Below are 14886 nucleotides of genomic sequence, written 5' to 3'. Positions count from 1 at the left end.
CTGGCTCATATAACGGAGACAATCCCACGATGGTGTTCACCTTGAGGGAATCAAATTAGGAGGTTGAAAGAGATGGGCCAAGCACCGTCATACGTGAAGGGCGCGTAGATCTGGATCGGTACGCCGAAACGCCTCGCGTACCTGGGGCCCATCCTCTCAAGCGAGCGACCTGCTTTGGAGCAGATGACATAGTCGGCGGCCTCGCCGGCGAGCGTCGCGAGGGCTTCTGTACGCACGCCGTCGCCGGCGAGAATCCCTATCTGACCAGGCCTTACGCCTGTCATTCCACCCCTGACCTATCGCCGGCCGGCAAAATACCCAGCAAAAGTAACTTGAACGGCTCAGTACGACCCATCCCCGTCGTTCGATACGACGTCACGTCAAGGGCAGCTTCCAAAGGTACAGCGGTCGTTCGGTGTCGGCACCATAGCCCGCAGAGTGTTGGCCGGGCAACAGTAACCTTGGAAGGTTGCGCCGATAGTTCTCAAGCACGTGAGCAAAGAATTCACCGGTCTATATGAATCAACGTTTCTCTCCAAAATGGGAGTAACCCAGCGCGGCACCTGGGACTTCTATTAGAGTAAAGGACATATCGCGGCATGAGCTCAAATAAAGAAAAACGCTGCCTTGTCAAATTTTCTATCACGCTCCTGATTGCAATCTCGAGTCTTTGCGCTACGGTATTCGCGTGCGCTCAGGTTGACCTTAGTTCTCGACAAGCACGTGTCGACATCGGTGCAAACTCGCACCAAAAAAACACGTGTTTGAAACGGACTGATCTGCTTGCAGGTCTGACTCTTCTAGATCTGGACGCCGCAATGGTCGCGTGTGTCAAACAAGGGAAATTCGAGGACGCCACGTTTCTATATGCGTTATCGGGTGTTTATGGCCGATACGATATCTTGAGGGTCCCCGATCGAACTGCGCATCAAGCCGTTACAGTGTTGCGGACGTGGGCGATGTCTTCACTGAGCGATGAAGAAAAGGCAAGATTCAAGAACGAAGTGTTGAGCAGAACCGAGGACAATGAGGCGCGGTCTAAAATCTGCAAAGACGTCGAGAAAATCGGGCCACCTCGATACATTCCTACTTACATGACAGGCCATGGCCTCGGTGCGATTGTCGGATCCGAGCAAAGCGGGTCGACGCCAGCGGGATTCAATTCATCAAGCGCATGGCACGAGGCTTTGACTGGCTATCTTCATTGTCCTTCGCCCACAGCGATTAACGAAACTCGCCAGTTCGAACTCAACGTGGTACTCCTCATAAACCGGGAGCCGCGCGAAATCTCATACAACTGGCGGTGCACACGTATCCGGGATACCGCGAATGCAAGTCAAAATTCGCCGTGGACGATTTTTCCTCGGCCCGGTCCTGTACTGAAGATGTTGGGAGCCGAAGCCGCAGTTCTCGTTACGGCTCCGAATTACTGTGCGACGGGTGCCCAGGAAGCGCCGGAAAACGATCCCATCCCATACTCATCGCCTGTCATGATTGTCGATTCGGTTACCGATCCCTTCACGATCCAAGTATTTACAGAAAACTATTATCGCGGGGTGGGATACGAAGTCTTAATAAAGTCTGAATCGATGCGGCGCATCGACTCCGCAACCAAGGACTATGAATTCTCGAAGGAGGAACTGAGTTTCCGGGAGACTGTATCGAAAGGGAATATATACTTCCAATCCGTGCAGGCAAGAATGGAACCAAAATCGATGTGGGGCAATTCTGAAGCTGCAATGCAATTTTTCTCGGACAAGAAAGGCATCGTCGTCGCTGATACGCCTGCACGTATTGAGACAAGCGTTGCCGGTCGTGACGGCGCCCATAATTTCTTCCCGTTTGACCGGGCTGGAATCAAAACGGGACGAAATCTGGATAGGTTCAGCGTACCGCTCAGAAAGATCGGCGATGTTTGGCTGCTTCAGCCAACTGACGACACCGCTTCTGCCACGACGTATGTTCGCGTAGCCGACGACTCAGAGCAGTTGGCGACCCGAAGGTATGGAATCAGCCGGCCGCCTCCGGTTACCGTAAGATATGAGGGTGTTGCCGTTCCGGTCATAGGTTCCCAGGAAGTTTACGACGCTGATCGCGAATTGTTGATCCAATTCATTAACGGGTATAGACCAATAAAAACTCTTGGATTGTTCGTCGATCGCTAAGGAAGTTGTAATGCTGATGATGCATCCGAGTTGTTCAAAGGACAGAGAACGCAAGGAAGATGAGCCCTACTGAGAAACGTCAAGGTGCCGGATGTGCGATGCTCATTGACGGCCGCTCAGATCTCAAACGGCGACCGGCGCCGATCTTTGAATGTCCGATATCTGGAAGCTTGAGACGTACGAATGGCGGAGTCGGGACGCCAGCCGATGTCCGAAACTGGGCCGGTCGCTGCCTGTCGTCGCAAGAGTCACCGCGATCCGCGTCAAGGGGGCGGTGCCATGGAGGAGCCATGCACGGGGATTCTGACGCCGGGTGATTGATCTGAAAGAATATTTGTCTGAATGGAGCGGATCAATATTCGACGGCCCTATCGGATAAAACTTCCCCTCGCAGACCACGAGCCGACATCACGGCTCGCGCGCCTCACTCGGCGACGCATTCCATCCATCCAACTGGGTGAACCATCACTAGATGGCGTGGTTTCTGGCGTAGGTCGGCCTTAAAAAGCCGGTCAGAAAAGGCGCAGGTACTGCTGCATCAGCAAAGTGTGTCTCCTAGGCACAAGTGAAGCCACGTACTTCCAATGCAGCGTCGCCTTTACCTCGTCGTTCCAGATCCTCGGCAAGTAGCTCTTTAAACAGTGCTACTTCCTCATCCCCATACAGGTTGCGAAACTCACCGATGACCTCGGTGATCGCCCGGGTACGGGTATCGGGTGTAAGCATACTGCTGACGTGTGAACAGCCCCGGGCCAGTTCGAGGAAGTAGATTGCTCGAGCAGCAGTAGGAGAGATCATGGCGCCGCCGCGAGATTTTCCTTTGGGCATGAGGTTCACCTCTCTTTTGTAGCTGCCTTGCTCCGTCCGGGCGGTGGCTCCTGCCGTTGATGAACGGAACCTGCCACCTTAGCCAATCTAGCACGCGCACCTGAGCGGAAACTTAAGCGATTGGCGAAACGGGAAGAGTGAATCGAGCTCGTTGTGCAGGAGCACCTAATAAGCGAGGCGTCGTGATCGGAAAATATACAGATCGTGTGATCGATGAAGGATGTCCGCCGTCGCGCCGGGATCTGTGACGTGTTCACGTTCTACGCAGGGTCTGCAGCGTTCCCTTCGCATGGGACATGATCCCCTGTTGCAGACGTAGAGCACGCATTCCCAGGCGCCCCCACGGAGAACTGACAGTCCGCAACGTCCAGACGCCCCCCTTGTTGCCGCGGGCCCAGAATTGCTTGTACTGCTCGTCGCCTGCGCCGAAGTCGAGATCCAGCCCCAGGTCGAATGCCCATTGCACGACATATTCGTACGCCAGCAAACCGGGCGAGAGCTTGCGCTGCGCCTGGTCGAAGCCTGAAATGATTGTGCTCGCGCAGCAGTTGTCAACGCAGAACACCAGCGCCGCGAGCGGTTCGCCATCAAGCGCGACGACGAGCAGATGGGCTTCCGTTGCCAACGGCGACGATAGCCACTCGACGAGGAAGTTCCGGTAGTGAACGGACGTCAGAGGTGGCCGCGCAAATTCGGACAGTCGGGTAAGTGGAACGTTTGGGGCCTGGGCCGGCGATAATGCCGACAAAGGAACCTTGAAGATGACGAAGAGAACCCGACGGACGCACTCAGCCGCGTTCAAAGCGAAAGTGGCGATGGCGGCGGTCAAGGGCGAGCGGACGCTAGCCGAATTGGCGCAGCAGTTCGATGTGCACCCGAACCAGATCACCGAATGGAAGCGGCAGTTGCAGGAACGTGCCGTCGAAGTGTTTGGCGCAGGTGGCGCGGCGTCGAGCGAGCCGCAAGTCGATTTGAAGGAGCTACATGCGAAGATCGGCCAACTCACGCTGGAGAACGATTTTTTAAGCGGCGCGCTCAACAAGGCGGGATTGCTGAGCGCAAAGCGATGATCGATCGTACGCACGCATTGCCGGTCTCGCAGCAGGCGCGACTCGTTGGTATCGCAAGATCGAGCGTGTACTACCAAGCGCAACCGGTGAGCGAGGCAGACCAGTTGCTGATGCGCCGGATCGATGAACTGCACATGGAGTTTCCGTTTGCGGGAGCGCGGATGCTGGCGCGCCTGCTGCGTCGCGAGGGACACGAGATTGGCCGCAGGCGCGTACGCACGCTGATGAAGCGCATGGGTATTGAGGCGCTGTACTGCAAGCCGAACACGAGCCGACGCAATGCGCGGCACAAGATCTGGCCGTATCTGCTGCGGGGCATGACGATCAATCGGGCAAACCAGGTCTGGGCACTGGATACGAGTTATATCCCGATGGCACGCGGCTTTGTGTATCTGACCGCCGTGGTGGACTGGGCCAGCCGGAAGGTACTGGCCCACCGCGTAGCGATCTCGATGGAGGCGATGCACGCTGTCGAGGCGTTGGAAGAAGCGTTCGCGAAGTACGGGCAACCGGAGATCGTCAATACCGACCAAGGCAGCCAGTTCACCTCGACAGTGTTCACCGAGGCCGTGCTCAGCCGGGGTATCAACTTGTCCATGGACGGCAAAGGTGCCTGGCGAGACAACGTGTTCGTCGAGCGCGTGTGGCGAAGCGTGAAATATGAAGAGGTGTATCTGAAAGCCTATGAATCGGTCGGCCACGCCCGGCGCTCGATCGGCGATTACATCAATCTATATAACCAGAGACGACCTCATTCGAGCCTGGAAGACCGCACGCCGGATGAGGCATACTTCGCGACGCTGCCTGCGATTAAATTGGCAGCATGACCGCCCCGGACGTTCCACTTAAAAATCTCAGAAGACTGTCCGAACGAGTGAGGCCACCTCTGTCACCCACTGCCCATGCTTGCCGACACGATCGCCCCAGTCGCGCTTCCATTCGAGCATCAGGTCGATGGCAGAAGCGACGGCGCCCTTGTCTGACAGGTCTACCAGCGATGCATCCAGTTGCCCTTTTTTCGCCAGGCGACGCGCGATGGAACCAGGCTTTTTACTTTCCTCAAGCACGGTCAGCGAATCGCAGAACGATGTCCAGTCGCGCTGCCTGCATTCGAGGCTGAGCTTTGCGACATATGAAACGTTGCGGTGCCTGGTTACGAGCGACTGGTCCTGCCCGGCGACGCGGTATAGGTCCGCCGACTCATGCAGGTATGGCAGGTGCACGAAGTCGGCGCCACAGTGCCCAGTCGCGATGCGCCAGGCGCCTTCGATCCAGGAGAGGGTCCCGGCACGCGCTTCCATGAGTATGTCCGAGTAATCGGCGGCCTCCGGGGACAGCGGTGCCAGGCAGGCCCACATGAACCGGTGACGCAGGACAAGCGGCCATACCATGGCAAGCCTGCCTTCGTCGCGCCGGATAATGCAGCGCAATGACCTGCCCTTCGGCTTCGCTACCTGCTGCCACGCAGTCCAGCAGAACGCGAACGACAGGTAGTGCCGCCCCCCTGCGCGTTTCCACAACGCGTCCCATTCGGGTTGCAATCCGGCCAATGCATGTTCGTCGGTGATGATTTCGTAGTGGAAATCCGGGACCGTCATCGCTGCCTCGCCAGAGCCGCATGAAGCAGCCTGTTTGACATCACGTCTCGGGGGAAGATTACTCCTCGCATGGGAGCGCCACGCGTGCGGTGGCGCACGGTTATAGGCGCTCTGAAATGAACCGCGAGCGTGGTAAAACCCGCAACGCAAGCCACCCTATGTGGCGCCGGTGTTATACATACGTGACCGACGCTGGGCGGCTGAAGAGCTGCCGATGCCCAAGCACGATGTCGCCTGACACCGGTCCGAAGCTTCAACATTAGCATTCACGTAATTCTCGAGGGTGCCACTCGTCACTCGCCTGGATGCAGTCGTTAGTGGCGGCCGCCGGTCGGCCTGATTCACGACCTGCCTCAAGAGGCCGCCGATGCGATCTGGGGAGGTCGCACTCCTGACTCGCACGTGATGACGTCAGTTCCTCAACACGAGGAATGCGCAATCAACAAAGGTATGCGCACGACGCTGACCGTAGGCGACGGCCTCCTCGGGACACGCAAACTCAAGTGACTCTGCATGACTTGCAACCACGTTTTCCGGAATGAAGTGAGCTTTCTTATGCACATACCAGGTGACGGTATAGCGTGGCTCGGCACCATTGAAGGAAAGTGCTGTGGTCTCGTCGACACGTACGTGTACTCCGAGATCCCGGTATGGCTGGCAGATATGGTCTCGCACTGTCTCCTCCTCAGTCCTGGGGAAGCGAATGAATCCCCCTTTGCAACGTCTGTTCAAGACGTGTATTTCACGGTGTGGCGCCGCCGGACTAATACATAAGAGCTATGGCCTGCGCAGCGCCAGAAAAGCAGGGTTGGCGGTCCACGCTCACACCTGATATGTAATACGAAACGATTACGGCTGAGCACTGGCTGGCGTGACGCACATCGACGGTCCGCATCTGAAACGCTGCAACCGAAAAGCTTGAGCAAAAAGCGGCGTCACCGGCTGAGAACCAGGACGCCGCTGAAAACACCTCCCGCGTGGACAGGGTAGTCCGCAGGAGTGACCTGAAGGTATCGTTCATCGGTCCTCGGTTCAAGATGCAGAATTTCCGTTTGTAACAGAGCCCAAGGTATTTTATGCAGCATTAAAACTGGATGCGCCGCAGGCAAGGAGGCGACGGTGCAGCGCCCGGATCGCGGGCGACAATCGATAAATTTACAAACCGATAAATTTTTTACAACACTGCTGGTTGCTTGGGCTCGCGCGGCAACGGGGTGATGTCCTGAAGGTAGGGCGGCGGTTTCAATTTTCGAATGTCTGATCGCCCACAGTGGTGCATCCGAACTGCCGCTACGCTTGGTCTGCCGCACTTTCCGGGTTCGTTTCAGGACGGTGACCACAATTTGACGTGACGCCGCAACAGCGGTGTTTGGCGCCAAAGCGCGACGGGGCAGCGACTATATAACGGGTTTCATGAATGAAGCCTCGGCGGCCGTGTCGATATTTAAACCCGTTATCTGTAAACGCTCCAGCCGATTGAATCCTTATGTGGCTGCTTGCGACAGTTACGCCGGTACCGTGAACATGGTTAACGAAGACGTCTCCGTGAAGCTGATGCCTGCACCACGAATCGAACTCGACCGAGTGCGCACCGATGTGAGCAACGCCAGGACAACTATCATCCACGCCGCACGCGCCGGTCTGAGCGAGCGCTCGATTTTTCACGAACCGTGGTGGCTGGATATTGCGACCGGGGGCAACTGGAGGCTCGCGTCGGTTCATGACCGTGGTCACCTGGTCGCTGAAATGCCGTACACCATGACACGCAAGGGCATCTGGCGCCTCTCGACCTTGCCCCCGCTGACGCGCACGCTCGGTCCCGTGATTCCGGCAGCAAGAGGCACGAGCGACGATGACTGGCGTCATTGCTTCAGCGCGACGCAAGCCCTGGTCGAGCAGTTGCCCGAGTGCGCGCTGTTTCACCAGCGGTTCGATCCGCGCGTTTCGGATGCCGTTGGATTTGCGTTGCTGGGCTTCGGGGTCGCGGTGAGCTATACGATGCGGATCGGGCCCGGCAGGGCGGAGCCGGACGTATGGACCGGACTTCGTCCGAATACCCGCAATCTGATTCGCCGTGCCGGCGAACAGCACACCGTTCGTCAGATACCCGACGCGAGCCTGTTCGTCAGGTTCTACGATGCCAATCTGACGCGCCGGAATCGGGACAATGTGTACGGCACTCACGTCATGAGGCAACTCGTCGATGCCTTCGTCTCGAGGGGCTCGGGTATGGTGCTTGGCGCCTACCAGGCGGACGGCAGCCTGTGCTCAGCGATCGCGGTGATATGGGATAAGCAAACGATGTATTACCTGCTGTCGTCGAGAAAAGACGATGCCCATGGCGGTGCCATCGGCCTGTTGTTATGGCACGCCATGCGCAATGCCAGGGAAAAAAATCTCACTTTCGACTTCGACGGCATTTCCAATGTCGGCATTCTCAAGTTCCTCAGCGGTTTCGGAGGAACCCTGGTTCCGCGGCTCGAAGTCGAGCGGGCGAGAGCAGACTATGCTGCGATGCGCGGCATCGTGCATGTGGGGCGATCTGTATCACGTTCGGTAGGCCAGCGCGTAGGGCGACAGAAGCGTGACCAGTGATGACTATTGCGACAACGCGAACACCTTCCTGAACATCGGAACGAGGAAGCGTACGTTGATCTGGTTAGCATCAACAGGCCCGGCCGAAGCTGCTCGGCAGGTGTCAACGGCGATTTCAAAGCTACAGCGATGATCCGCAAAATGCTTCCGTCGGGCGGATTATTGATCAGGTCGCCAGCGTGGATCTGCGCGTCGAGGCCTGCCAAGGTACTTTCCCTGGCCACATTCCGGGCGGCATGCGGGTTGCGCGCTACTCGTTGTCGGTTCGCGCAATAGCGGGACGAGGGGGCGCCAATGTCTTTCCAGATCTTTGCTTCATACCGCGGGTATAGCATCAATGTTCAGGTCACTCCAGCCAGGACGTTGTCTTTCCATGGCGTTGGGCGTCGATACAAGGTGTCCTGGTTCATCAAAAAGTCTGGACATCCCGGCGAGGAGATCGCAGGTTTTCCTGAGCGGCTCGAATTCATGTCCGAGCATGAGGCGTTCAGATACGCTGAAAACCGGGCCCATACCTTCATCGACTGCGTACTTTCCCGAAGACACGCTGCGAGGCCTGCGGTTGAAGGAGGAGCCAGTCAGGAGCGCTCGCTCGGTCCGGGCGGCTGATGTCGTAACAGGTGATGCCAAAATGCGGGCCCGGAAGGGCCGTCCGCTATTCAACAGTTCGAACGGCAGCTTACAGCGAGATATCGGTCGGCGTCTTAGCGCCTGTCTCATATGTCAGCGAAGCGCGTGCCGGCCGCAGCTCATCCTCCCATTCAGCTTGCTTGCCGGCGTGCGACGTCGCTACTTTGTCCGCCGACCTGTGGGCAAACGGCCTATCGTTAAATGGTTTCGCGATGAATCTATCCGTGAGTGGGAGGATAAGATGCCGCACTCCGTAGAAGGCTGGCCAAGCCGAAGCCCCGTGATCGCCACGCTGGCAGCGTTGCTCATATTGTTGGCTTTCACCGATGTGGCGCGCGCTCAGGCCGCTGCTGTACCCAATGTTGCTGTCGGGCAGTCGGTTACATGCCAGCCCGCGTCCACGACCAGGCCGCAACCGAAGCTTCCCATTGGTTTTACCGAGCAGATCTTATACGCAGGCTGTCTCACTCAGCCGACCGCGATAAGCTTTAACGGAAGCAAGACCAGGGTTTTCGTCACCGAAAAAGGGGGCAAGGTTTGGAATTGCGATTTGGCGGCCCCTACCTGTACGTTGCTCGCCGACTTGGGGAGCGAAGTTTGCAATGATGCCGACCGGGGGCTCCTCGGACTTGCAGTCGACCCGCAGAATGATGGGAACGTCTACGTGCTTTACACGACGCGTCCTACCACAGGAGCGTGTAATGGGAACGTCCTTACCGGCGGCCAACTTTCGCTTTTAACGGGGTCAGGCGAAACGAAGATTCTGCCCCGCGCAGGATCCACCAGCCAGCCGTGGTGTTTTTACTATACGTCTCACAGCATCGGGGGCTTGGTCTTCGCAGCCGATAATAAAACGCTATATGTCAGTGCCGGCGATGGCGCAAGCTTCGACCGGGTCGACTACGGCCAGTTGGATACCGCTTGCGGCGATGGTACAAACTTGCCGCAGGGGGCGTTTCGCAGTCAGAGCGTGTCGCCCTACAACGATGGCGTTATTCTCAGGGTAACGAACCCGGGCGCGACAACCCAAAGCGTTTCCGTTGTCACAAACGGCCTGCGCAATCCGTTCCGCTTCGCCAGACTGCCCGGTATGACGGATGAACTGTATATCGGTAATGTGGGTTGGACCCTCTGGGAATCCATCGATCACTTCACCGTCGCCGGCCAGAACTTTGGGTGGCCGTGTTTCGAAGGATGGGCCCCCAACAACAACTTCAGTGCGGCTCCTCAACCCGACTACCAGAACACCGCATACTGCGGAAGCGTTGGCGGCGTCACTGCACCGTTCTTTGCGTACGCTCATGCGAGTTACGTTACGGCCCAAGACAGCAAGGGAAGGACCTGCGGTGGCAAGCCGTCCGGCGGTGGGGCTGATCAAAACGGTAGTGTGATCTCCGCGATTGGATTCACTGACGGCACCAGCACAACCTACCCTCCTGAGTTCAGGAACGCCCTGTACTTTGGCGATCTTCTTCGGAAATGCATCTGGACAATGCAGCCGCCGAATAATACGCCACAGTCCTTTGCAAGAGACCTGCAGGGAGGACCGGTGGATTTGAAATCCGGTCCGGCCGGGGACCTCTTTTACGTAGACCTCGTTACCGGTACCGTGAGGCGATTTACGCATAAATAGGAGGCGACAGCTGAGTGGTGCCTGGCTGGCGCTAAACGATTCCTGTGCCTTGCGCGAGTTGTGCGTTTGGTCCGCGTGTTAGGAGATTGGACCCGAAACAGACGAACGGCGGCTTCAGAGGTTGAAGCCGCCGTTTGAATGCCCGTCGGCTCAGCATGACGAAAGGCCGGAGCTGGCCCGCGACCGGCCCCTCGACGGAAACGGGCTCTCCCGCATTCGAAGAAGTGGAAAACTGCTCAGGCGAGCATGCGGCCTGGCACCGACGACGCTATACGTCTGGCGCAACGTGTCACTGCGCAATGAGACCCAATCGACAATCGTAGTTGCTATATATTGTCAGGCAGTAGATGTGGCGGCATTGCTATGAAAGTTGGCCATTCGCTGCTGTATTCAGAGGGTTTCTATTGCGCGGGCCAATCTATGATGAACTATGCGCCTCGTGGCCTCATACCGATCGTGTGGATGAGGAAACACTCCAAGCCCCGATCCCGGGCGTCGACGCGCCGCGACGCTGCGGCGTGTGGGGTGTCGACGGCCCGCCACGAGCCGGCGTCGCCAATCTGCGAATGGGGACTGCAATGAAGTTCATTGTTCAATGGAAGGGCCTGCCGCCGACACAAGAGCTTGCAATCGAGCGCTTCATGAAAACCGGCGGCCGTCCGCCGGACAACGTCGAGCTGCTGGGACGCTGGCATGCGATCGGTGAATTGAGTGGCGTTGCCATCGTTGAAGCGACAGATGCTAGTGGGCTCGCGGAATGGATACTTCAATGGGGGGATCTGTTCTCGTTCACTTCCGCTCCCGCGATGTCCGACGAAGAACTGGGTGCCGTGCTCGCGGCTCATCAGGCGGCGTCGAAATAGGACGCGGACAAGGAAAAGAGGCAAGCCGGCAACACGGCGCGTCGGAGAATCGTGCTGCTCGCGGGTTCCATGGGCGGCCATGCGAATTAAGGATACCGAATGCATTGAGCCTGTCTGCAATCCTCCGGCAGCCGACCCCATGATGAATGTACCAGTCGTAAATGCGCCGAATGAGCGCGACCTCGTGTTCACCGCCAGGCGCAATGATGATCCGGTCTGTCTGGATGCTCTTGTGTTCACGTTCGCGTAGGAGACCTTTCACGGTCCCGGCTGGGTCGACCAGTACCCGCTGCAGCCCATAGCCCGGCGCCGCCCCCTGCCAGAAGCCCAGTCGGGCAAGCCTGCATTGGCCGACGAACACCTTGCGCGAGAGTTCACGGCTGTATTCACCGGCCATTGCGCGCTTGAGCGCCTTCATCACACTGGCTGCGGCGCCGCGGTCCGATGCAAACTCCTCAGCGCAATACACGACCTGCACACCCGCCTGGCGGCACATGTACTCGTAGTGGGCACTTTCATCCACGTCCTGGAAACGCCCCCAACGGCTTACATCGTAGACGAGCACCGCGCTGAAGGCGTGAGTGCCCGACTGCACGTCCTGCAGCAACCGGAGCAGAGCCGGCCGGCCCCTGATTGTCACGCCACTTTTGCCGGCGTCTTCATAGGTCGCAATGACCGCAATGTTTCGCGCCGCTGCGAAGTCAGCGATAGCCTGTTTCTGGTTCCCGATTGAGTATTGCTGGTGGTCCGTGGACATGCGCACATACTGCGCGGCGTTCGTGCCAGCGAGTGAAACCGATGCGGCGGCCGCCTGCTGCATCTCGATCTCCTGTCCGGCGCGGTATTCAGTGATAGCCCGCTCGCCGGCCAAGTCAAGGAGGAAAGACGTCAGTGCCCGGCCCGTGAGTTAGGGCCGCAACCACGAAGCCCACCGGCGCCCCAACTGACGGCGAAGAGTTTTTTGTTGAGTGGGTCACACTCCATATGCCTGTCGCGTATGTGGTTACAGAGATGCTGTCGAAAGTAGTCTGCCGGCGCCCGGCAACATCGATAAAGACATCAAGTGGGTGTGGATCCCGGCAACCGGGTGAATCGGCGTGCAGAAGTTCGGTATGCAATCGGGTGGCGGCAGCCCGGGTTGCCATGATTCGGGACGGACAGCCGGCGCGGTTGGGCACAAGAGAGAAAACTCACATGCGGGCCGGTCTCGTCTGGTCGCGGCTATTTCATCGTGGAAGAACGCCGCTTCGCCGGCCACCTGGCAGCGGCTCGCTCATCGCACGCCCTCCTGGTTGAAATCCGTCGGCGGTGCAGATTGTGGTTCACGAGGTCAAGGTCGCTGCATCACCGTCTACCGGCAATAGCCGTGTCAGGCTCAACCGTCCTGGTCGCCTCGCGTCGTTCTGCAGCTCGATGCGGGTCAAGGTTCCGGCCGCGAACCTGCACGTCAATCAACGGTGTCGCCGTCACTGCGTCGGCTACATGTCCCGACGCGGGCAGCAAACCGGCAAATGCAGCGATGCCGGTTCCGCAGACCACTGCGACAGGCATAGCAGCGAAGGCGACAAGTGAAAACGCACGTTTCGGACTGGAACCACGGATACCGTGCAAGAGGTTCTTGATGGCAACTCCGGTTGGCCCAGCCATCAGTTGCAACGACCGTGCCAATGGAGTCAGTGTTCCCTCGGCGGCCATGAACGGGTGGGCGGCGACAATGACTACGTCCGGTCGTGTTGCCTCACGGGATGATGTTACTCCCGGGTAGTTGTCACGGACCCGTTGTTTTGCGGTGAAGGCTGGCGCTGCGTAGCGGCGCCAGCCTTCACCGCATCCGCATCCGCATCCGCATGACCAAGTATCCTTGTGACCAGTTCTCTCGCACGGTTCGATCGCCATGCCTTCACACGGCGCTGCAGGGTCCGAAGCTGGGCACTGGAATACATCGCCGGAGCCATCGCGACGAGGCGTTCATGCAGCTTCTTCGCCGTAATCCCGGGCTCGCTCTCAAGCCATTGCTGTATGGTCGGCCACGTATGCTCGAACGGATCTTCACGGCTGCGCCAGGTGTGTGCGACGTGCGCCTTTCGGCGATGCGTCGCTCGAACCTCTCCTTCGTGCCATGCTGTTCCAAGACTCGCCAGGAAGTTAGCGAGGGGGATTTGATCGGCCGTTTGTGTTTCCATCGGCGCCGTACCCGATGCGCTGCATCGTGCGACGCGCTGCTGTGCTTCGCGCATGCGGCGCAATAAGTCCAATGGATCTAGCGCCCGAAACCGCGTACGCAACCTGCGCTTGGTTGACTCGGGTATCGACGCCGATCGCAAGACCCGCTCAAGGGGAGTCAGAGGCGCTTCGTAGCGCTTGGTCACCCGTGCACCATGGCGTGTTTTCGATTTCAGCTTGAATGACGGCTGGAAGAAGTTGATGTACAGCCGCGACACCTCATAGAGGGAAGCGAGGGTTTCGGTAGCATCAAGTCCACGCAACTGGCCATACCCCACGAGGCGGCGCACGATTGAGCCATTCTTCTGCTCAACCCAGGCCTGGTCGTTCTTCTTGTAGGGTCGCGAGCGGGTCAGTTCGATACCCGTCGCTTTGCAGAAATCGAATATGGCCTCGTTCATGAAGGCGCTATCGTTATCGCAATCGATACCGCGCAGCGGAAACGGCAAGGCACGGCTAACGCGCTCGATGTGCTCAAGAACGAATGCACCGCTGCGATAGGGCATGGCCAGGCACTCGGTCCATCCGGTCGCGATGTCTGTCATCACGAAGCTGTGCACGAAGTCGCCGTCGATCTTGGTGCCACCGCAATGCTCGACGAAATCCACCTCGAGATAGCCGGGTAGCGGATCTCTCCAGTCGGCGAACGTGCGGATCGGCACCGCGCGGCGAATTGCGTTGCCGACTCCACCAGCGCGCCGGCGCTGACCGGCGAAGGCCTGTTCGCGGACGTCACGCAGCAGCCGGTCAATGGTCGCGGCGCTGATCTGGTCCATGCGTTGGCGCAGTTGCTTCGATAGGGTCAGGTGACCATGCCGGGTCATCGAGTCGATCAGCGTAGGGATGAGCGCCTTCAGGCGCTTGCCGCAGATCCGGTCGGCGGCTTCCCATAGCGTGATCAGGGCATCCCGCACCTCATCGTCATACCGCCGTTGCGGGCCGGGCCTCGCGCTCGGAGGTTGAGGCTCCCGGCACAGAACGCGGATCGCGTGCTTGCGGTGATAGCCGGTTACCTGAACAAACTCGTCCAGTATCTCGCGCTTCTCATTCCGGTCCGAACGGCGGTACCGCTCACCGACTGCCTCGGTCAATTCCCGTCGTGTTGTCATGCTGAGCTGCCTCGCCATAAGTCGCTCCCGCCAGCATTCTGACGGGTAGCAAATTACATGAGGCAACGACCCTGGCTCGGTAACAAAAAACCTGAGTCAATGCGCCGGTGTAGCGACATTCATCTTGGCCGGTAGTGAGGAGTCGGAGGCGGCGTAGCCGCCGGAGACGACG

Annotated in this window: 11 protein-coding genes; 6 read left to right on the top strand and 5 right to left on the bottom strand. The window is 58.4% G+C overall.

All coding sequences use genetic code 11. The features are described from left to right. Window positions 1-959 precede the first annotated feature (959 nt). Complete coding sequence (locus CUJ90_RS32440; protein WP_152035368.1) at window positions 960-2165, top strand: hypothetical protein; 1206 nt, start codon at window positions 960-962, stop codon at window positions 2163-2165. A 555-nt stretch (window positions 2166-2720) separates the two neighbouring features. On the opposite strand, the gene CUJ90_RS20315 is transcribed toward CUJ90_RS32440, so the two are convergent. Both CUJ90_RS20315 and CUJ90_RS20310 read right to left on the bottom strand, forming a co-directional pair. Beyond that, a complete protein-coding gene (locus CUJ90_RS20315) occupies window positions 2721-2993 on the bottom strand; it encodes a hypothetical protein (protein ID WP_083086380.1) in 273 nt (90 codons plus the stop codon). A 253-nt stretch (window positions 2994-3246) separates the two neighbouring features. Then, window positions 3247-3822, bottom strand: a complete 576-nt coding sequence (locus CUJ90_RS20310; protein WP_114163800.1) for a GNAT family N-acetyltransferase — start codon at window positions 3820-3822, stop codon at window positions 3247-3249. Here CUJ90_RS20310 and CUJ90_RS20305 point away from each other — a divergent pair. After that, window positions 3755-4890 (top strand): IS3 family transposase gene (locus tag CUJ90_RS20305; protein ID WP_114163799.1). Its coding sequence is split into 2 segments (ribosomal slippage): window positions 3755-4019 and window positions 4019-4890, totalling 1137 coding nucleotides; the frame shifts between segments, so codons are not numbered across the junction. The genes CUJ90_RS20310 and CUJ90_RS20305 overlap by 68 nt on opposite strands. A gap of 27 nt (window positions 4891-4917) precedes the next feature. On the opposite strand, the gene CUJ90_RS20300 is transcribed toward CUJ90_RS20305, so the two are convergent. After that, the gene (locus CUJ90_RS20300) at window positions 4918-5661 is read right to left on the bottom strand and encodes a GNAT family N-acetyltransferase (protein ID WP_114163798.1); all 744 of its coding nucleotides are present in this window, start codon (window positions 5659-5661) and stop codon (window positions 4918-4920) included. A 1413-nt stretch (window positions 5662-7074) separates the two neighbouring features. Between CUJ90_RS20300 and CUJ90_RS20295 the strand changes: the two genes are divergently transcribed. The 4 genes from CUJ90_RS20295 to CUJ90_RS20280 all read left to right on the top strand — a co-directional run bounded on the left by CUJ90_RS20295 (window position 7075) and on the right by CUJ90_RS20280 (window position 11382). Continuing rightward, on the top strand, window positions 7075-8256 hold the full coding sequence (locus CUJ90_RS20295) for a GNAT family N-acetyltransferase (protein WP_114163797.1): 1182 nt from the start codon (window positions 7075-7077) through the stop codon (window positions 8254-8256). Between the two features lie 294 nt (window positions 8257-8550). Continuing rightward, entirely contained in the window at window positions 8551-8865 is a 315-nt protein-coding gene (locus CUJ90_RS20290) for a hypothetical protein (RefSeq protein WP_083086386.1), read from the top strand. A 262-nt stretch (window positions 8866-9127) separates the two neighbouring features. Next, window positions 9128-10519 carry a PQQ-dependent sugar dehydrogenase gene (locus CUJ90_RS20285; RefSeq protein ID WP_114163796.1) on the top strand — a complete coding sequence of 464 codons (1392 nt, stop codon included), beginning with the start codon at window positions 9128-9130 and terminating at the stop codon, window positions 10517-10519. 458 nt (window positions 10520-10977) lie between these two features. Beyond that, on the top strand, window positions 10978-11382 hold the full coding sequence (locus CUJ90_RS20280) for a DUF3303 domain-containing protein (protein ID WP_244220101.1): 405 nt from the start codon (window positions 10978-10980) through the stop codon (window positions 11380-11382). On the opposite strand, the gene CUJ90_RS20275 is transcribed toward CUJ90_RS20280, so the two are convergent. Continuing rightward, the gene (locus CUJ90_RS20275) at window positions 11309-12202 is read right to left on the bottom strand and encodes a recombinase family protein (RefSeq protein WP_114163795.1); all 894 of its coding nucleotides are present in this window, start codon (window positions 12200-12202) and stop codon (window positions 11309-11311) included. The two genes, CUJ90_RS20280 and CUJ90_RS20275, sit on opposite strands and share 74 nt — an antisense overlap. Window positions 12203-13133: 931 nt before the next feature. Next, window positions 13134-14732, bottom strand: coding sequence for an integrase catalytic domain-containing protein (locus CUJ90_RS20265; RefSeq protein ID WP_114162142.1), 1599 nt, complete (start codon window positions 14730-14732; stop codon window positions 13134-13136). Window positions 14733-14886 lie beyond the last annotated feature (154 nt).

It is taken from the genome of Paraburkholderia terricola, from assembly GCF_003330825.1.
Taxonomy (GTDB): Bacteria; Pseudomonadota; Gammaproteobacteria; order Burkholderiales; family Burkholderiaceae; genus Paraburkholderia; species Paraburkholderia terricola.
Note: the sequence above shows the minus strand (reverse complement) of the source record. Positions and strands in the feature narration are given on the sequence as shown.